General features: G+C 39.3%; 18 protein-coding genes and 1 CRISPR repeat array. Of the genes, 15 read left to right on the top strand and 3 right to left on the bottom strand.

From position 1 onward, the window contains the following. Positions 1-78: 78 nt before the first annotated feature. Positions 79-231, bottom strand: coding sequence for a lmo0937 family membrane protein (locus QI031_RS24515; protein ID WP_281482208.1), 153 nt, complete (start codon positions 229-231; stop codon positions 79-81). A gap of 125 nt (positions 232-356) precedes the next feature. Here QI031_RS24515 and QI031_RS24510 point away from each other — a divergent pair, with 125 nt between their 5' ends. From QI031_RS24510 to QI031_RS24465, 10 genes are all read left to right on the top strand, one after another. After that, positions 357-791, top strand: a complete 435-nt coding sequence (locus QI031_RS24510) for a hypothetical protein (RefSeq protein WP_281482207.1) — start codon at positions 357-359, stop codon at positions 789-791. 179 nt (positions 792-970) lie between these two features. Next, positions 971-1,528, top strand: a complete 558-nt coding sequence (locus QI031_RS24505; RefSeq protein ID WP_281482206.1) for a Uma2 family endonuclease — start codon at positions 971-973, stop codon at positions 1,526-1,528. A gap of 67 nt (positions 1,529-1,595) precedes the next feature. After that, on the top strand, positions 1,596-2,174 hold the full coding sequence (locus QI031_RS24500) for a Uma2 family endonuclease (RefSeq protein WP_281482205.1): 579 nt from the start codon (positions 1,596-1,598) through the stop codon (positions 2,172-2,174). A gap of 184 nt (positions 2,175-2,358) precedes the next feature. Beyond that, positions 2,359-2,925, top strand: a complete 567-nt coding sequence (gene cas1, locus QI031_RS24495; RefSeq protein WP_281482204.1) for a CRISPR-associated endonuclease Cas1 — start codon at positions 2,359-2,361, stop codon at positions 2,923-2,925. A gap of 9 nt (positions 2,926-2,934) precedes the next feature. Continuing rightward, complete coding sequence (gene cas2 / locus QI031_RS24490; RefSeq protein WP_281482203.1) at positions 2,935-3,228, top strand: CRISPR-associated endonuclease Cas2; 294 nt, start codon at positions 2,935-2,937, stop codon at positions 3,226-3,228. 263 nt (positions 3,229-3,491) lie between these two features. Continuing rightward, positions 3,492-3,955: a CRISPR direct-repeat array (repeat unit 36 nt; unit sequence CTGTTTAAACCTTAGATGCCGTAAGGCGTTGAGCAC). Between the two features lie 758 nt (positions 3,956-4,713). Continuing rightward, positions 4,714-4,935, top strand: coding sequence for a DUF4351 domain-containing protein (locus QI031_RS24485; protein WP_281482202.1), 222 nt, complete (start codon positions 4,714-4,716; stop codon positions 4,933-4,935). Between the two features lie 383 nt (positions 4,936-5,318). Beyond that, the gene (locus QI031_RS24480; RefSeq protein WP_281482201.1) at positions 5,319-6,608 is read left to right on the top strand and encodes a cation:proton antiporter domain-containing protein; all 1,290 of its coding nucleotides are present in this window, start codon (positions 5,319-5,321) and stop codon (positions 6,606-6,608) included. Between the two features lie 357 nt (positions 6,609-6,965). Continuing rightward, positions 6,966-9,152 carry a cation:proton antiporter gene (locus QI031_RS24475; protein ID WP_281482200.1) on the top strand — a complete coding sequence of 729 codons (2,187 nt, stop codon included), beginning with the start codon at positions 6,966-6,968 and terminating at the stop codon, positions 9,150-9,152. A gap of 4 nt (positions 9,153-9,156) precedes the next feature. Further along, entirely contained in the window at positions 9,157-9,666 is a 510-nt protein-coding gene (locus QI031_RS24470) for a hypothetical protein (RefSeq protein WP_281482199.1), read from the top strand. 128 nt (positions 9,667-9,794) lie between these two features. Continuing rightward, a complete protein-coding gene (locus QI031_RS24465) occupies positions 9,795-10,610 on the top strand; it encodes an AMIN domain-containing protein (RefSeq protein ID WP_281482198.1) in 816 nt (271 codons plus the stop codon). Positions 10,611-10,637: 27 nt separating this feature from the next. Here QI031_RS24465 and QI031_RS24460 read toward each other — a convergent pair whose 3' ends face one another. Further along, the gene (locus QI031_RS24460) at positions 10,638-11,174 is read right to left on the bottom strand and encodes a DUF3172 domain-containing protein (RefSeq protein ID WP_281482197.1); all 537 of its coding nucleotides are present in this window, start codon (positions 11,172-11,174) and stop codon (positions 10,638-10,640) included. Positions 11,175-11,587: 413 nt separating this feature from the next. Here QI031_RS24460 and QI031_RS24455 point away from each other — a divergent pair, with 413 nt between their 5' ends. The 4 genes from QI031_RS24455 (at position 11,588) to QI031_RS24440 (ending at position 16,729) form a co-directional block, all read left to right on the top strand. Beyond that, complete coding sequence (locus tag QI031_RS24455) at positions 11,588-12,109, top strand: hypothetical protein (RefSeq protein WP_281482196.1); 522 nt, start codon at positions 11,588-11,590, stop codon at positions 12,107-12,109. 209 nt (positions 12,110-12,318) lie between these two features. Further along, positions 12,319-14,736 (top strand): N,N-dimethylformamidase beta subunit family domain-containing protein, encoded by a 2,418-nt coding sequence (locus QI031_RS24450; protein WP_281482195.1) that lies wholly within the window; start codon positions 12,319-12,321, stop codon positions 14,734-14,736. Positions 14,737-14,973: 237 nt separating this feature from the next. After that, positions 14,974-16,170, top strand: coding sequence for a 1-deoxy-D-xylulose-5-phosphate reductoisomerase (gene dxr, locus QI031_RS24445; protein ID WP_281482194.1), 1,197 nt, complete (start codon positions 14,974-14,976; stop codon positions 16,168-16,170). Between the two features lie 361 nt (positions 16,171-16,531). Continuing rightward, positions 16,532-16,729, top strand: coding sequence for a hypothetical protein (locus QI031_RS24440; RefSeq protein WP_281482193.1), 198 nt, complete (start codon positions 16,532-16,534; stop codon positions 16,727-16,729). 254 nt (positions 16,730-16,983) lie between these two features. On the opposite strand, the gene QI031_RS24435 is transcribed toward QI031_RS24440, so the two are convergent. Beyond that, complete coding sequence (locus QI031_RS24435; RefSeq protein ID WP_281482192.1) at positions 16,984-17,475, bottom strand: acyl-CoA thioesterase; 492 nt, start codon at positions 17,473-17,475, stop codon at positions 16,984-16,986. Positions 17,476-17,589: 114 nt separating this feature from the next. Between QI031_RS24435 and QI031_RS24430 the strand changes: the two genes are divergently transcribed. Continuing rightward, entirely contained in the window at positions 17,590-19,671 is a 2,082-nt protein-coding gene (locus QI031_RS24430) for a CHAT domain-containing protein (protein WP_281482191.1), read from the top strand. Positions 19,672-19,873 lie beyond the last annotated feature (202 nt).

Below are 19,873 nucleotides of genomic sequence, written 5' to 3'. Positions count from 1 at the left end.
TTTTGCTTTATCACTCTAGGGGCAGCTTCTTGTTGTTCAGTAAGAGTTACAAGCTACTAAAATGTTTTAGCTATTCTTCTACACATCGCGGGCTTTGAAAAAATTATAGATTGCAAGGGCGATCGCTAGAAGCAGCACTGCATGAATTAAATTTCCGGCAATATGAAGTACTAGTCCTAAAGCCCAAAAAGCCACTAGTACAACAACAATACCCCAAAGTATACTCAACATATATTTGCTCTGAATCAACAGAGTTTTAATTTTGTTTATATATTTTACTTCCCAACTTCACCATCAGGTCAGTATTAAATTAATCTTGATTAACTTTGGTTTTTTACTCATTACTCAGCACTTTTATGACACCAACTTTATTTGGTCGTTGGCAAACTCGATTACTATTACTTAGTACTGTAGGTGTATTAGTCTCTTTGCCTTTTGCAATGGGCTTAATTGGCCCTGGTGCTGATTCGGTTTATTTTTGGATACTCGGCTACATTGCTATTTTGGGTTTGGGTTGGGATGTGCTTTATGACTATCTGCAAAAGTTTCGCTGGGATAGGGATTGGCCAGCAGCTTATCAACTCTTAGCTGGTATTTGGGAAATAGTGTTTGTTTTCTGTGGAGTCAAACTTTTTGGCTTTTTACCAATACCTCTACCTAAAGAAGAACTGCCATTAGGAGCTTTTTTAACACACTATAGCGTTGTCTGGTTATCAGTTTTTATAGTTTCCCAAAGTCTAATGCGGATTCTGTTTCCGCGTTGGCGTTTCCGAGGTGGACAGTGGTTGTAGTCTAGTTTTTGGGCATGGGGCATTGGGCATTTGATACACGCTGGCAAAGGTATAGTTTTGATGTCAACCCATCAATCATAAATCATCAACCTCCGCCAGAAAGATTTACCTCCATCATCGATCCTCATTCTGACAAAATTCCATCAAAATAGAGTCATCCCTCAACCTTGAAATTAACCATGACTCAACTCAAAACCCAACTTACCCTTGAAGAATTTTTTGCACTACCTGAAGGAGATATTACATACGAGTTGGTTGATGGAGAAGCTAAACCGAAGATGTCACCAAAACGATTTCATTCCAAATTAACCCTTGTCTTGGCTTTACTTCTCAACCAATGGGCGCAAGATTTGGGAGAAGTAGGTATTGAATGGGCTGTTACTTTAAAGCGTAATGGTAGAGATTGGGTTTCTATTCCTGACTTGCTTTACATTTCCTATACTCGTTTAAATCGAGATGTTGTAATTGATGAAGCTTGTCCAGTTCCCCCAGAACTTGCTGTAGAAATTATCTCACCCGATCAGACTTTTACAGCAATGATTGAAAAAGCTACCGACTACCTCAAAGCAGGAGTTTTACGAGTTTGGGTTGTGGATGCACAAGCTAAAGCCATCACTATTTTTTATCCCAATACACCACCACAAACAAAAAGGGGTAACGATAGTTTAGCTGATTCACTATTAGAAAAAATAACATTTACATCCCAAGATATTTTTCAACAAGCTGGAATTGTTTAAGTTCAATTGAGGCGATCGCCTAAACTCGCCTAAACTAAAAATAAGTATCTTTTACCATACGATACCTATGGTTCAGTCTTCTAATCAACGCCTAACCCTAGAAGAATTTCTCGCACTTCCCGAAGGTGATATTACATACGAGTTTGTGAACGGTGAAGCTGTACCCAAATATAAAAACGATGAAATGTCACCAAAATTTTTTCATTCTACTGTTCAAAAAACTTTACTTCTTCTTCTAGACCAATGCTTTCACAATCAAGGCCGTGTAGTAGTTGAATGGGCTGTTAAATTAAAACTCCAAAATCAAGATTGGATGCCCGTACCAGATTTGACTTATGTTTCATATCACCGTCTGACTGCTGACTGGCTATTAGATGAAGCTTGTCCTGTTGCACCGGAATTAGTGATTGAAATCATCTCCCCCGGTCAAACTTTTGGCGAAATTGCCGAAAAAGCAACTGATTATATCAAAGCTGGTGTTTCTCGTGTTTGGGTGGTTGATACGAAAGCTAGAACTGTAACTGTGTTTGCGCCATCTTCTTTACCGATTACTTATCAATCTCATCAAGTAATTACTGATGATTTACTACCAGAATTGGAAATTACCCCTAACGCAATCTTTCAACAAGCTGGGTTAAATCCCTAAAATTCCATTTCCTCTGATGTCGTAAGGCGTTTAACCAATACAAAAAAACCTTACAGACATATATGCAAATTCTTGAACATTTTGAAATCTCCGCCAAACCCGAAACTATTCGCGTCTCTGCCCTTCACGCCCTCGGCTGTTCTACCTCGAAGAAGTTGAGGAACTTTATACCCAAGATGCTGCGGTGTTTGCCGGACGCAGACTTCATGCAGAACTAGAAAAACAAGAAGACGAGGATTGGGAAGAATTATTTCTCGAAAGTGAAGAATTAGGATTAAGAGGTCGGCTTGATGCCCTCCGCACTCGTGACGGGCAAACAATTCCCTACGAACACAAACGCGGCCGCGCTCATCGAGATGAGAATAAACAACCCCAAGCATGGGAAAGCGATCGCCTACAAATTCTCGCTTATGCTTACTTACAGCCGCGATCGCAAGCTGCACCCCTAGCATTAGATTTGCTGGAAATATTTCGAGTGCCTTTGGTAGATATAACTGTAATGGCTTCAGTTAATCGGGGTCAATGGGATATTAAAGCAGATTTTGAAATTCGAGGACAACAAGTTTGGTTAAGCGAAGCTGGGCGGCGTAAATTCGTTGAACTGTATGAAAATCGCAAACAAGAAACTTGGAAACATCCAGTTCTGGGTTACTCTCTTACCTATCGCCGTTTGTTTGAGCTAGAAGTGCGACTGTTAGAAAAAGAATGGTCTGGTGAGGGTGGTTTGTTTGGTCATTTAATACTGCGGTGAGGTATCAAAATGGCAGAACAAAAAAATTGTTACCTCATTTGTTACGACATTCGCGATCCTAAACGTTGGCGCAAAGCTTATAAGTTGTTGGAGGGATATGGAGAACGGATACAATATTCAATTTTTCGCTGCGTCATGAATCAACGCGATCGCGAAAAACTACGTTGGGAGTTGGAGACGATTTTGGCAAAAGAGGATTGTATTTTGTTTGTGCGTTTGAGCGATCGCTGTGTGCAGGATATACCCAAGTACAACCGACCAGGTACATGGGAAAATACAGACAAGCCTTTTTTGATTGTCTGAAAAACGCAAGCATCTCTGTTTGTTCAGGCAATGAAGGTACATTCAATTGCTGAAATCCTGATCAATACTATATTTCAGGACTTTTTGAGGCGTTGGAGGTGCTTGCAAAATTTGCAAACCCTCTCATATCAAAGGTTTTGAATAATCAAACTAGATTGTAATTGAGTCAAAATTGCAAAATTTTAGTTTCTTATTGGTTTTTTTGGGAGGTGCTTGTAAACTTGGATTAGAGCGCTTGCTTGATAAGACTTTCAAGCTTCGCCCTGTTTAAACCTTAGATGCCGTAAGGCGTTGAGCACAAAGCACCAGCAGACATACTCCCTCCTACACAACACTGTTTAAACCTTAGATGCCGTAAGGCGTTGAGCACATCAAGCATGGAAAAAGACAGGCGATCGCATTGGCTGTTTAAACCTTAGATGCCGTAAGGCGTTGAGCACTTATTGAATCTGAAATGATTGATCATATCAAAATATCTGTTTAAACCTTAGATGCCGTAAGGCGTTGAGCACTTGACATATATAAAATTTATTACCAATAAGATTACCCTGTTTAAACCTTAGATGCCGTAAGGCGTTGAGCACGTAGGTTCCTTTGGGAGATTTTCCTCCTCCTAAAAACTGTTTAAACCTTAGATGCCGTAAGGCGTTGAGCACAAAATGGGGAGCTTTATTAGTTAGCGTAAATATTACTGTTTAAACCTTAGATGCCGTAAGGCGTTGAGCACACACAACAACCGCACAAAGTATAGAGCTACCCAGAAAACCAGGGGATGGAGTTTCCCGTCACTTTTAATGAAATTGCTTTTACCCAAGAATATACTGACGAAGCAACAATTTACCGCTACCGAGTTGTGCGTTTGTGAGAAGAAGATTCAGCACTATTTCTTGAAAATTTAGCACTGCTAAGTAAGTCGGTGAAATAAAATCAAACTATGTGAATAAAAGTAAATAAGCCTCAAACTCTTTCTCCCGCTGCTCTTGGTCACTGAGCGACTTGTGCCGAGTTTAGCCTGAGCGTACTTGTGCTGAGCGTAGTCGAAGTAGCCGAAGGGCGAAGTCGAGGTAAGCCGAAGTGCTGCCCCCTGGCTACTGAGCGCAGTCGAAGTATGCCTCCTGCTTTATCCCAACAATAATTATTGACATCGACCTACTTACCTTTAGCATCTCTTACTAAAACTAACTCCCCTAGTAGTACACCAAGTCATCTTTGCATAATGAACGGCAGGGATGGCAGGGGGAGTAAAAGCCTGATTGAATAACAATTCTTGCTCCCCCTGCTCCCCCTGCTCCCCCTGCTCGACCTATATGGCAATTTTGGGTTGGTAAACTACTAGTACACTACTATCACAGGTTGCTCAAAGAGTCGCTAAAATCTCAAATAGAGAAGAAAAACAGAATACAGAATATTATCGGATGTACAGAAATTTTGGCTGGATTAAGATTTAACAAGGAATTAATTCGTCAGTTTTTCAGGGAGGATATTATGCAAGAGTCAATAATTTATCAAGATATTGTCCAAAAGGAAGCATTTAAGTTTTTTTCCCGTCAGTTAAATAGTCGCTTTGGCGAAATAGATACATCAATACTTGATCAGATTAAAGAATTATCTACTGAAGAATTGGAAGCTTTAGGAGAAGCGTTTTTAGATTTTTCAACCATCTCTGACTTAGAAGCTTGGTTAGATCAGCCAATTGGCAGTAGATGAGTAGTTGTACAAAATAAATTATTTATAGCGTACTTGTGCTGAGCGTAGTCGAAGTAGCCGAAGGGCGAAGCCGAAGTAAGCCGAAGTGCTGCTTCTCCTGCTTCCCCTGCTTGCCCAAATGTATCAACTTTAAAGTGAAACGGTATGAGGCGTTAATCATGATACCAAATGGGAAACGTAGTTGTAGTCTCAATTTTCTAAAACATGAACGAGTCAAACAGTTTTAGCTTTTATCAAAAAAAACGGGGCAAACTAACTATACAGTATGTAAGGAATCCTGCAACCAACAGACAAGATACCTCTCTATTGCTGTTGTGTCATCTTGACTAAAGGTTGCTAAATTTACCTTACTCAATCTCGTCATTTTTGATAAGGAAATTCAAATGTCGAATTTTGAGCTAGTCCTAAAGTTATTGCTGCAACTAACTGTGATTTTAGTGGCTTGTCGGTTGGTAACTATAGTTGGGCGACGTTACCTGGGGCAAACCGATGTTGTTTGCGAAATGATTGCTGGTGTCATGTTGGGGCCATCCTTGTTTGGTTTAATTGCACCTCAGTTACAACAGTGGTTATTTCCTAACACTGCAATTTTACTGGCTTCGGGAGAAAAAATTCCTCATCCATCAATGTCAATTCTCTTTGCCATTAGTCAGATTGGGCTAATCATTTATATGTTCTTGATTGGCTTAGAATTGAATACTGATCTGATTAAGCAGCGAATCAAGAGTGCAAGTTTGGTTTCTGGGGCGGGAATACTTGCACCGTTTACTTTAGGTGCGATCGCAACTTTTTTATTATATGGCAAAACTGAATTGTTCAAAGAAGGAGTAACGCCTTGGGCAGCAGCGTTATATTTAGGCGCTTCCATGTCGATTACTGCTTTTCCTATGTTAGCTAGAATGCTGTATGAACGTGGTCTTGCCAAAACTCGCTTCGGAACTTTGGCATTAGCAGCAGGTTCGATGGATGATGCAACTGCATGGTGTTTGCTAGCTGTTGTCCTAGCTAGCCTCAAAGCTAATAGTAGCATTGCTGTCTTTGCGATTGGTGGTGGTATTGGCTATGTCATATTTTCCATATTTGTGGGACGGCCTGCACTGACTATCTTTACTCGTATGACTAATCGTGATGGTGGTGTAACCATTCAAACTTTAACTTTGGTATTAATGATCTTGATGTTGAGTTCCTGGTTTACCGATGCAATGGGCATTTATGCAGTATTCGGAGCATTTATTTTAGGTACAGCAATGCCACGAGGCATATTTGCCGAACAAATACGCGATCGCACTGAATATTTAACTACTGCGTTTTTACTACCAATATTTTTTGTCTTTTCTGGATTGAATACACAAATAGGATTAGTAAATACACCTGCTTTATGGGGAATTACATTCTTAATTGTAGCGATCGCTATTCTTGGTAAAGGTGTTGCTTGTATGCTAGCAGCTAAATTGGCAGGAGAAAGTTGGCGGGAATCAGCAACTATTGGTGCTTTGATGAATGCTCGCGGTTTAATGGAGTTAATTATCCTCAATATTGGTCTAGAACAAGGTATAATTACTCCTATTTTATTCACTATCATGGTAATTATGGCGATTGTGACTACACTCATGGCATCGCCGTTAGTCGCAGTTTTACTACATGGTACAAATTATGAAAAATCTCTCATTTGAGCCATTTTGCAGAAAAAAGTAAGCATTAAATTATAGATATTAATTACCTAATAATGGGAAAAATATCTATATTTAAACTTTAGTGTTTATTGCTGATTTGCTTGTAGTAGCGTTTAAGCGCTACTACTGCTAATTTCATACTAAAAATCTATATTGATCCTGCTAATTTGTCAGTTTTTATCTCGTAGTCTCCTCAAATTACATCAATTAATAATTGAATATTATAGTGATATTGTAACAAAAGCTAAAATTTCAAACAAGTACCAATGAACATTATTTATTGCTTAAAAGGTTGACAATTTCTAGTGATTTAAACAATCATCTTAAGAAAACCAGATAGTCGCTTGCGAGGAAACCATGCACACAGTTGTTCTTGTTCTGGTTGAGGTGTTGATTGTTATTGGACTGTCACGGCTGGTAGGACTGGCGTTCAAATCAATTAAGCAACCACTGGTAATTGGTGAGATTGTCGCTGGGATTATGCTTGGCCCATCTCTATTTGGTTTAATTGCTCCTGGAATAGCAGCTACCTTGTTCCCACCAGAAACTATTCCTTTTCTCAACGTTTTATCTCAGGTGGGACTGATATTTTTCATGTTTTTGATTGGGCTAGAGCTAAATCCTAAATATCTCAGCGGCAATTTACAAGCAGCTATTCTCACTTCTAATGTCAGTATTATTGTGCCGTTTTCTTTAGCAACTGTTTTATCTTTGCTGCTATATCCTTTAGTTTCCAATGCTAATGTTTCCTTTACTGCCTTTGCGCTATTTTTGGGGGCAGCAATGTCAATTACTGCTTTTCCAGTATTGGCAAGAATTATTACTGAGAACAATTTGCAAGGAACACGTTTAGGAACATTAGCATTAACTTGTGCAGCAGTAGATGATGTTACAGCTTGGTGTTTGTTGGCAGTTGCGATCGCAGTCGCCAGGACTGGTAACTTTGCTGGAGCAATACCCACAATTATCGAAAGTTTAATTTATATTGGCTTCATGCTGACGCTGGGACGTTGGTTTCTTCAGCGTCTTGCCGTTTACTACCGCCGCACTGGACGACTTAACCAGTTAGTGCTAGCCGGGATTTATATGGCTGTGGTTGCTTCGGCATTGATTACTGAACTCATTGGTATTCACCTGATTTTTGGAGCGTTTTTATTGGGAGCTGCAATGCCCAAGAATGCAGGTTTAGTTAGGGAATTGGCGGTAAAGACTGAAGATTTTGTTTTGATATTTCTGCTGCCGATATTTTTTGCCTACAGTGGCTTGCGGACGCAAATTGGCTTATTAAACCGTCCCCAATTATGGCTATTATGTGCATCAATTTTAGGAGTGGCGATCGCAGGAAAATATATTGGTACTTATGTAGCAGCTCGTTTCAGTGGCATTGATAAAAGGGAAGCCTCTGCACTCGGTTGGCTGATGAATACTCGCGGCTTAACGGAGTTGATTGTTTTAAATATTGGTTTAGAGTTGGGAGTCATTTCCCCATTACTGTTTACCATGCTGGTAGTTATGGCATTGGTAACAACATTTATGACTTCGCCGCTACTAGAGTGGACATATCCGAAAAGGCTGATTCAGTTAGATATGGTAGAGCCGGAAGTAGAAACAGATACGGTTACTACAGAAACTGAGGAATCTGACGTTATTCCCTACCGGATTTTAGTACCAGTGGCTAATCCTAGTACCCAAAAAGGTTTATTGCAGTTAGCAGTTGCGATCGCTCTTAACCATCGACAAGCTGCTGTTGTTAATCCTCTCAGCTTAATTGAATTAGAAGAAGACTATGCCTTTGATAGTACGCCAGTTGAAGCTAATCGCTTAATTATCCAGCGTCGGCAACAGCTAGAAGAATTAATTGATACACTAGAACCGCCAACAACGCGCTCTTATGTGCATCCTATTATTCGCATATCAAGTAATGTTGCTAGAGAAACAGCAGAGATTGCCAAAATCGATCAACCCGATCTAATTCTTGTCGGATGGCATCGTCCAGCTTTTAGTAATAATCGCCTAGGTGGACGAGTTGGGCAAATTCTTAGTACTGCACCTGTGGATGTTGCAGTATTTGTAGATCGAGGCGGCGAACGGTTAGAAAGCTTGTTGGTTCCTTACTCTGCAAATATCCATGATGATCTAGCATTAACACTGGCTCTACGGCTACTGGTTAATCGTGATACCTGTATGTTGCAAGTTTTACAGGTAGTAACCGAAAATTATATCCAAGATGAATTGAGTTATGAATTACATACCATGCTGGAACAATTACCGAGTAGTGTCCGCGATCGCATTGAAATCAAAATTATTGAATCTACAGAGCCAATCCAAGCTGTAGTCACAGCCTCAGAAAATGTTGATTTGACTATTGCTGGTACTAGCCGCACCTGGGGTATCCAGCGTCAAACCTTAGGAAGATACACAGATGCATTAGCGATTCAATGTCGCTCTTCACTGCTGATTACCCGCTGTTATAGTCAAGTTACTTCTCACCTTGCAGCGGTACTTTCTGAGGTTAATACTCCAGAATCAACAGTCAATAACTGAAACGATGAATCATTTTAACTTCAAATCCTTAGCCTTCTATGGAGTGGCTCTAGGCTCAGTTTTATTGTTGTTTAAAGCTGTTACAGCTTATGGAGAAACCAATCTTCAGGCTTCTACTATAATTGGCGATCGCTATCGTCTCACATTTAATGAAAATCTACCAAATTGTGGTACATCAAACCCCTTAATGTTAAATATTCAGCAATCAGGTATTTATTTAAATGCTTCTTTCTTGCCAGCAAATACCAACGCAGATACAAAAAAGCCACTTTCACTCACAGGTAATTTGAAAAATCACCAGTTAAGTTTATCTGGCAAAATTGACACAGACATTTTTTGTGATCTCCCAGACCCCCATAAAGGTAGTCAAAAATCAGCCATAATCCAAATGCAACTACGAGATCAACTCCCGATTACAGGTCAACTAAATGTTAATGGTATTCCACAACCTCTAAAATTTACTGCGATACCACAAACAGCCCAAGAACAAACACAAAAATTACAAAGTCACTAAAATACGCACAATTTATGAAGAATAGTAAATAGACTGTTTCTTTTGCCTGTTAATTTTTGACATTGGATTATCTATAAACAATGATTGCAAAATGTGTGATTGCTCAAGATATTTAAGAGATTAAAATAATGTACAAAAAACCAACAACTAGGCAATTTTTGCAATTAAGCCAACGGCTTTTGAGCTTGAGCTTGTATGCAGCAGTCACCCTTGAACCTAGTAGCAGCATTGCCGCACCAGTAGCAAAGTTAAATGCTTGGCGCTTTAATCCAAAGGCTGTCCAACTAGAAATTACTCTCTCAGCAGGTACAACTCCCCACTACTTTTACCTTTCTCAACCGCCTCGTCTGGTTGTAGATTTACCAGACACTCAGCTCGGTTATGTCTCCACTAACGAAAATTATGCTGGAGCAATCCAAAGAATTCGTGTTTCCCAATTAGATGCGACTGTGACTCGCATTGTTCTTGATTTGGCAGCAGGAAGTTTTATCGATCCTAATCAAGTGCAACTAAAAGCTGTTTCCCCAAAAAACCCCACTCGCTGGGTGTTACGTCCTGTAATTTCTAGTTATAACCGTCCCTCCATTCCACCAGTAAACCTCCAGCCATTGCCTAATAACCTATCCCCAAGTCAAAACTACCAACAACCGCCTAGTAGCCTACCTATAACTCCCAATTACCAACAGTTACCCAGCACTCTATCCCCGGTAACGACTAATCAACAGCAGCCTTTGTTTACTGTACCCCCTATCGTTCCTAACAATTCTTCTCAACTACCCGGCTCTATTCTCCCGCCAGCGAATTTTCCCAATCAAACCGATAGTTTTAATGGCACTTCCCCGGCAACGAGTCCCGCTTTTCCTGTTCCAACTATTCCTAACTATCCATCTAACGCGCCAAATATCGAGGTGATTGAGTTTGGCCAACCCCTTCCTAAGCGCTGAGACTAATATTATTGAATTGACACAAATCTAAAATCTTTCTGTTTCTTGAGGCGGTGCAACTGCTCCTGGTTGAGACATAAAAAAGTTTTGAGCCGATTCGTTTTGATAAATACATCTAATATCAGGTTTTTCGCTGTCTAAGTTACCTGTAAAACCAAAGGTATTCAGACGATTTTTACATTCTCTGACTTGCTCAGATGTCACAAGTTTACGTTGCTCTAATAGTGCCCAGTTATTTTGACGTAAAACACATCCAGGGCGCATACTTGGCTGAGCGACATAGACATTAAAAGGGTTGAGAGTTACAAACAGTCTGGCATCCATCACCATTGCGCTAGCTCCATACTGCACACAAATCTCAGGGTTTGGGGCTTTAGTATCAATGAACTCACGAGAAGCTACGTTTGACGGACTTAATGTAGTCGTAGAGCTAAAAGCAATGCCAATTCCAATCCCTAAAATCAGCACTCCTGCCAAAATTGCAATGGTAGTGATGTTAAATACAGGAGATTGTAAAGCAGAAGGTCTAGAAGTAGTCGGTCTAACAGTATTTTTACGTCTCATTTTTGCTAGTTCACATTCACGCCCAAGAAAGCAGAAAGTTGTTTCAACTGCTCTCCCTCTTTACAGTATGCCGATTCTTAGCTGTAATTGCCTGCAACTTTCTACAAAATATTTTTTTTACTTTAAATTTAGGGTTTACAGATTCGTAAAAGACATTATTGTTCTAATCCGTAGCCTCTAATCCTTATACTATTTTACGAAATTACTAATACAAATTACTTTTCTTACTCCCCCTGCTTCCCATGCCCCCCCTGCTTGCCCAAATGTATCAACTTTAAAATGAAACGATATTAGCCCCTAATCCCTCTTTTTACCTTAACTGTGGTCTATGCATCGGAAAATGTTGCTTCTACCTGTAAATAGGGAATCCTGAGATAGAAGATTAATTTCTCAGTTTTTATTTTTTACTGGTTATGACACAGGCAAATCTTTTGCAACTTGCTAAACAGGGAGATGCACAGGCGATCGCATTTCTCATGAATCGTCAACTACAATCTAAGGGTATCACTGTAAAAGCTATTCTTGAAGACGGTTGCTTACAGGTGATGCTAGAATCTGCTCAAGTGCCAAATCAGCAAGCCTTAGTTGCATTTGTTTATAGAGGGATCACTAGTTTAGGTACTACGTCTATTGAAAAAGTCCAGGTTTACTGGCAACAAACAGGTGAAGATATTCCCACCTGGAGTAAGGAATTTGATTTAGGTATATCAGAATACGAACTCGAATTATTAGATAATGAACAGGATTATGCTGTTCCTCAAATCCTAACTGTCTCGATTACCTTAAGTGGTGATCATGCATGTGGATTAACAACCCAAAATTTTGAAAATATTGCCAATAAAATGACAAAGGATATTTTATCCTTATGTACTAATGTTTCGGTTCAAAAAGTAATTATTAGTAATGGTAATTCGGTAATTACTAAAGAACGTTAATATTTGACAATTTTATTGATAAATTTTAGTGAAGTTTTTCGATATCTTAATAGTACCCTTAAGGGTACTATAATTTAATAAAACTTCAATATTAAAATATATTAGCGGGACTAATCACAATATCTAAATTACTGATTGTACTAATTAATACAATCAATCAATTGTGTTCCTGGCAACAAGCTAACAAATTAATATTGGAGTAATCTATCATGCTGACAGCAACAGAGCCTAATTTTATTGATTATCCAATTGGCGAAGATTCTACTATTCAAGATATCAAGTTATTTAGTGATAAAGATCCTCGATTTGATGGTGCAATTAATGGTGGTAGCTCATCATTGGTTTCTGGCGATGATAAACTCTATGATGCTGGTTTTAAGTTCAAATCTTCGCAAGCTGGTAAAATCAAAGCTTTGAGGTCTTGGATATCTGCCCAAGATAATATAAATCAGCCCCATAAAGCGAGATTATGGGATGGTGAAACAAAACAGATATTAGCTGAAGTTACATTTGAAAATATCGTTGGTGATAGTTGGAATGAAGCAGCATTAAACCCGCCTGTTGATATTCAACCTAATAAAACTTATATTGTTTCTGCGGATGTGCTGAAAAATCTTCCGCGACAAGGTAATTTTTTCAATACACCCTTTGTCAAAAGTCCAATCACTGCATTGGCTACAACTGAGTCTCTAAATGGAGTCTTTACTTATTATAATTTAGAAGATGGATACGATGATCCAGCATTAGCTCCCGTTTTTCCACAAAGGAGTTTTCAGAATAGTTATTATTATCAAGATATTGTTTTTCAGACTGAGAGTGAATCGACAACTATCAATGTTAGAGAACATGTTATCAATCATCCCATATTTTTGGAAAATCTCAAATCTGGAACTGAAAACTGGTTAGAAACTAACTATGCTTTGAGTCTAGAAATTGCTGCTTTTATGAGTGCAGAATCTATTAATAAAGGCGAGTCGATTGATATCAAAGCAAGTGTTCTTACACCTGGAAACATTAGATTAGAAGTTTATAGATTAGGTTATTACGGAGGTGTAGGAGGAAGGTTAGTTGAAGATATTGATAATATTGTAGCAGCTAAACAATCTATATTTAACGAGCTTGTTAACTCACAAACAAAACTCGTTCGCTATAGTTGGGCAAAAACTTATACTATTACAACTAATGACACCTGGGTCACGGGTTGTTATATGGTAAAATTAACTGAAAAAAATACAAATAAACAATGTTTGGCATTCTTTATTTTGCGAGATGATGCACTAAAATCTGATATTGTGTATAAGTTTGGATTTGCCACTCATCTTGCTTACAATACTTTTTCTTACAATGGGGATAACAGGAAATCAACATATTCTGGTGGCGAAAGAGCATTACAAATTACTCACGATCGCCCTTGGGAAGCTAACACCTTTAATCCAAATGCAGTAAATAGTAATCCTTTACGTTGGGAAGTCAACACTATACGCTGGTTAGAAAAAAATAACTATCGTGTTTCTTACTGTGGTGGGCAAGATATAGATAAGCAAGGTTCCAATTTTGTAAAAAAATATCGTGTATTTATGAACAGTGGACACGATGAATATTGGAGTTTTAAAGAATATAAAGCAATAAAAGAAGCTATAGAAGCTGGTGTAAATGTCGTTTCTCTATCAGCAAATACTTGTTATTGGAATATAAAATGGAGTGATGATTATAGAACTGCTGATCTTTATAAAAAGAATGACCCTTTAGCAGGAGGTGTCGTTTCTAATTACATAGTAGACACATTTAATGTTCCACCAACCTATCGTTTTCGTGACCAAGAATTAATTGGTAAAACGTTTAATGGATGCCAAATTAAAGGTGAGTGCGGTTTATTAGGAGTTGGGTATATCGGGGATATTGGAAATATTTATGGAGGATATGATCTGACGGTCAAAAAAGAAGATAGTATTTTTAGAGGAACTGGCTTGACGATAGGTTCTAAACTCACTCAATTAATTGGTTATGAATGGGATCACATTGATCCAGATTCCCTGGCACAGCCCCAGACTAAAACAGGAACACCCAAGTTTGTAGACAGTATTATTTTTGAATCCACTATCCCCGATTCTATTCCTGGAACTTCTAATGTTTCTCAATCATTTTTAGGTAATCTACCTTTGGATGCTGTGCAAACAGCTCAAGGTGTCTACTTTACGGCTCCTAGTGGTGCTAGAGTTTTTTCTGTGGGTTCAATCCAAACTTCTTGGGGTTTAGACTCGTGGGGAGTTTCTCCTGCAAGAGAATCTACAGCTTATCAACGATTGATTTACAACGTATTTGAAGATATGGGGGTATGGGGAGGATTGCCTGCACCTGTACCAGCTCAATTAATCGAGTTTACTATGACACGGCAGTTATCTATGGAACGCCAATTAACTTCAAAACCACATCATTTTAATAGCCTGTTACATCAAATTTCTGCGTTATTAGCTGAAGTGACTGATGAAAAAGTCAAGTCTCATTTAAATTCAGCGCTCAGGGAACTCAGATATAGTGATTATGATGCGGTACGTACATATTTAAATAATGCTGGCTATCCTGAGTTAGCTTCACAAGTTCCTAATCCACCCTCAATTAAAGAGTAACTGAAGAAAGCAAGAAGAGTTAAGCTCATCATACCCCTGGAAGCAGGGGAGCAGGGAGCAAGGGGGAGAGGCTGGGACGGAGCGGAGCTTGTACTTCCCCCAGTCATACGAAACGCTCCGCGCTGCCTCTTGGTGAGTAGAGTTTTTATGTTTACTTGATCACTTAACTAAATTTTTGATCCCGAAGGAGTCCTCAGCAATTTATAGTGGGAGTTGTCTGTAAATCCTTAAGCAATTGTGAAAGCGATTACTCTTGTTGGTTCCACTGGCTCAATCGGTACTCAGACTTTAGATATTGTGACTCAGTACCCAGATCAATTTCGGATTGTGGGATTGGCAGCTGGAAATAATGTAGAAATGTTAGCTGCTCAAATTCGACAATTTCAACCGAGTATAGCAGCGATTTGTTCACAAGAAAAATTGCCAGCACTCCAAGAAGCTATCAAAGATCTTGATCCCCAACCGATTCTACTGGCAGGTGATGCTGGAGTTGTTGAAGTTGCTCGCTATGGTGATGCTGAAACGGTTGTCACGGGTATAGTTGGTTGTGCTGGGTTACTCCCTACCATCGCCGCTATTGAAGCTGGTAAAGATATTGCCCTCGTAAATAAAGAAACTCTCATTGCTGGCGGCCCTGTAGTTCTACCTTTAGTCGAAAAACATGGGGTAAAACTTTTACCAGCCGATTCTGAACACTCGGCAATATTTCAGTGCCTCCAAGGCGTGCCTAAAGGCGGCTTACGGCGGATTTTGCTCACTGCCTCTGGTGGAGCTTTTCGAGATTGGGATGTAGAAAAGTTAGCGCAGGTGACAGTTGCCGATGCCCTCAAGCATCCTAATTGGTCGATGGGGCGCAAAATCACCGTAGATTCTGCTACTTTGATGAATAAAGGACTGGAAGTGATTGAAGCTCACTTTCTGTTTGGGTTGGATTACGACGATATCGAAATTGTCATTCATCCCCAAAGCATTATTCACTCCCTAATTGAGCTGCAAGATACTTCAGTTTTAGCTCAGCTTGGTTGGCCTGATATGCGTTTACCCTTGCTTTATGCTTTATCTTGGCCTGAACGCATCTACACCGACTGGGAAAGATTGGATTTAGTGAAAGCTGGTGATTTAACCTTCCGTGAACCAGATCATCAAAAGTATCCTTGTATGCAGTTAGCTTATGCCGTGGGTAAAGCTGGTGGTTCGATGCCAGCTGTGTTAAACGCCGCCAATGAACAAGCTGTAGCTTTATTTTTAGAAGAGAAAATTCGATTTTTAGATATTCCCCGATGTATCGAATGGGTGTGCGATCGCCATCAAAATAATAACTGTGCAAATCCCACTTTAGATGACATTTTGGCAGCAGATAAATGGGCCAGACAAGAAGTTTTAACAGCAACTAACAAATTAGCAACTCACTCGCCAATTATTTCTCTACGCTAAGAATTTCATTGGTAGAAAAATACTGTTGAGGATGGTGAGCAAAGAGGAATTTTAAAAGTTTTGGGCTAAGACTTTACAAATATTCTCTAAATACACCACCCTCACTACTTTTGATCTAAAAAAAAGAGATATTTGGAATAATTTATCTAAAAAAGTTTTAAAACTGACAAATTATTTTGTCAATTTATGGTATATTGGAAGTAGAGCAATTACTAAAAAATCTACCAAATATTTCAACTATTGTATCTATTATAACTAGGGTCAAGCTACTTTTGTAGCAGTAATTATTACATGCATAAAAATTTACCTTTTTAAATAAAAACCCTTTGAAAAAAGGGTAGTTTTTAAATAATTGGTATTTATGATTCCTACTTTAATCATTGCTTGGATTATATTTGTAGTGTTATGGAAGTTGCTAAAAACAACTATCAGCAATGCACTGACTATTGCCGCAATTTTGGTCTTATTAAATATTGGTTTTGGTATTACACCGCAAGATATTTGGCATCAGATAATGCAGTTTGCTCAAACCGTGTCACAGATACGTAGCGGTAATTAAAAACTGTAACTCACAAACTTTCTTTTTTCTTAGGACTTACGCAAAACTAACGCAATTCCGTCATTACGAGCGATAGCGACGTAATCGCAAAAATTCCGCGATTGCTTCCCTACACTTCGTTTCGGTCGCAATGACGATTTGGGCTTGCGTAAGTCCTGTTTCTCTCTGTTGCCTCCGCGCCTCTGTGGTTTATAAAGTATTTATTTAACCACAAAGAGGCAGAGTGAAAAGCTTAAAAATTGAGGTTTATTTGGTTAATTATTGTGTAATGAGTAAATCTTCGCTAATGCATCTTTGAAACTGGGAGGTAGCTGACGCATAATTTTACCTCTTTCGCGATCTAATGCTACTAACGCCACCTTGGCAGTGACATACAATTGTTGTCCATCGGTTGAAACAATCGCATAATCCCAGTTAATACGTACGCCTGTTACCTCGGTCATGCGGGTTTTTACTACTGCTGCCATTCCTAGTTGAATAGAACGGTGATAGCGTAGGGAAAGTTCTACAACTGGTAAATCACAACCTAAAGTTACTAAATCAGCAAATTCAATACCAATTGATCGCAAACATTCTATACGTGCTTCTTCCAGCCAAGTTATATAAGTACCATGCCAGACAATACCTGCATAGTCAGTATGATGAGGTTGCACTCTCACAGGATATTCAAACCAACTTTCAAAGTTGCGATTTGATGGAATATCAAGGGCGCTGGTTGGTGGTAGTTTTGCTTGTTCTTCAAACATTTTCAAGTTTTTTAGCAACTATGAACTTTCCACATCTGGAATAGCATAAAAAGCAGTTGCATTGTAAAATCTATTTTATTAGTATTCAACTCTCGCAAATACGAGGGGGTTTTTATGTACCCTCATCTCCAATATTTTAGTATTTTTGCCGTAAATGTACTTTTTTTCCTCAGTTGTGCGATCGCCTATCCAAAAAACAATTTAGTAAATTCAAATACTCAAGCACAAAACAACCATGCACAGCAACCCCAGAACAATCAACAATCAGAAATTAAGCGGTTAAATGCAGAAGCGATCGCCGCATCTCAGCAAGGGCGATTTACAGCAGCATTGCAGAGATTACAGAAAGCATTAGTCATTAGCAAAGAACTTGCCAACTCTTCTTGGGAAGCTGTTACTCTTAATAATCTGGGTAGAGTGTATCAAAATCAAGGTGATTATTCCCAAGCACTGAGCTTTTTTTTCACTGCTTTACGCATTAACAAAGAACTTAGCGTCAAAGAAACTACACCTGGGCAAGCTTACACTGATTTGGGTAAAACTTACAGTAATATAGGTTATTTATTTGATATCCAAAATAAACCAGAGTTAGCAGTTTTCTTTTACAAACATTGCTTAATTAACCGCGAAAAAGTTCGCTTGAATCCATCAGTATTTTCTGCCCCGCAACCAGACGCTTACAGCATAACTGTTGCCCAGACATATCGCTTTTTGGGTGAAGGCTTATTAAAACAAGGACGTGTTGCAGAAGCGCAACGCACTATAGATTTACTTAAAGTTGAAGAACTAGAAGAGTATCTCCACAATGTACCTGGCAATCAACGGACTGCTAAAGGCATTAATATATTGCCCATAGAAAAACCAATTAAGCAACAACTAGATCAAACCCTTGATAATGCCGTTGTCTTAGGTAAAGAACTGACAAAATTACGTAACATTCCTCCACAGAAGCGATCGCCACAACAAAATCAACGCATTAATCAACTAGTAGGCAATCAGCAACAACTCCTAGAAGCATTTAACAAATTTATTACTAGTCCCGCAGTCACAGCACAGATAGATCAAATTAGCCGTACTGCTAGACGGCAAAATTTGGATTTAGAAAATATTAACGAAATCCGCGATAACTTGGCGCGATTACCCCAAAAATCTGTACTGCTGTATCCATTAGTTCTCAAAGATCGCTTGGAATTGGTGTTGGTAACTCCAGACTCCCCGCCAATTCACCGTCCGGTTGCTGTCACGCGCGAACAACTCAACCAGACTATCGTTACCTTCCGTGAAGCTTTAACAAATCCCAGCCGGAATATTAAAAAACCTGCCAGTCAGTTGTATGCATGGCTAATCAAACCCATCGAAAATGACTTGCAACAAGTAAAGACACAAACTCTGATTTATGCACCAGATGACCAGTTACGCTATGTTCCTTTAGCAGCCCTATACGATGGTAAACAGTGGTTAGTAGAACGCTTTAATGTCAATCATATTACTGCTACGAGTTTAACTAATTTAAATAGTCCACGAACATCTACTTTGCGGGTTTTAGCTGGTGCTTTTACTAGAGGTAATTTTGAAGTTGCACTAGGCAATCGACAAGTTGATTTTTCAGGATTGCCCTTTGCCGGACGAGAAGTGGAAAGTTTAGCGGCTATTATTCCCCAAACCAAAAAACTTTTAAACGATGATTTTAGTCCGCAAGCTACCGTACCGCAAATGGATGATTATCCAATTGTCCATCTAGCGACTCATGCAGCTTTTGTAGTTGGTAAACCAGAAGATTCATTTATTTTGTTTGGCAACGGCGATCGCGTTAACCTTACAGATATTGGCACTTGGTCACTTCCCCGTGTAGATCTGGTAGTTTTGAGTGCCTGTGAAACTGGCTTAGGGGGCAAACTGGGCAATGGTGAAGAAATTTTAGGCTTCGGCTACCAAATTCAAAAAACCGGCGCTAGGGCAGCGATCGCCTCTTTATGGGCTGTAGATGATGGCGGAACTCAGGCATTGATGAACGCTTTTTATACCACACTTTCATCAGGTAAATTTACCAAAGCCGAAGCTTTACGGCAAGCCCAAATTGCTTTAATTAATGGAGACTCACAGGCAAAAAATCAAGATACATCAGCAGCAGTCGGCAGTAACCTGACTCACCCCTACTATTGGGGATCGTTTATTTTGATTGGCAATGGATTGTAATGAAGTTCGTAGTCAGGACTTTAGTCCTGTCTTTTTAAGCACTGAAGTACTTACTACAAACTCATAATATAAATGAGACAAACTAACTAGTAGTTTGCTAAGGGAACTTTTCTGGATTAATGGGAAAAAGTCCAGTTTTTCTCTCCCCCTGCTTCCTCTGCTTCCTCTGCTCCACGGCAGTTGCTCCTGGGGGGAACCACGC

Source organism: Halotia branconii CENA392 (assembly GCF_029953635.1).
GTDB classification, from domain to species: Bacteria; Cyanobacteriota; Cyanobacteriia; order Cyanobacteriales; family Nostocaceae; genus Halotia; species Halotia branconii.
This window is presented reverse-complemented; position numbering and strand designations above follow the sequence as displayed.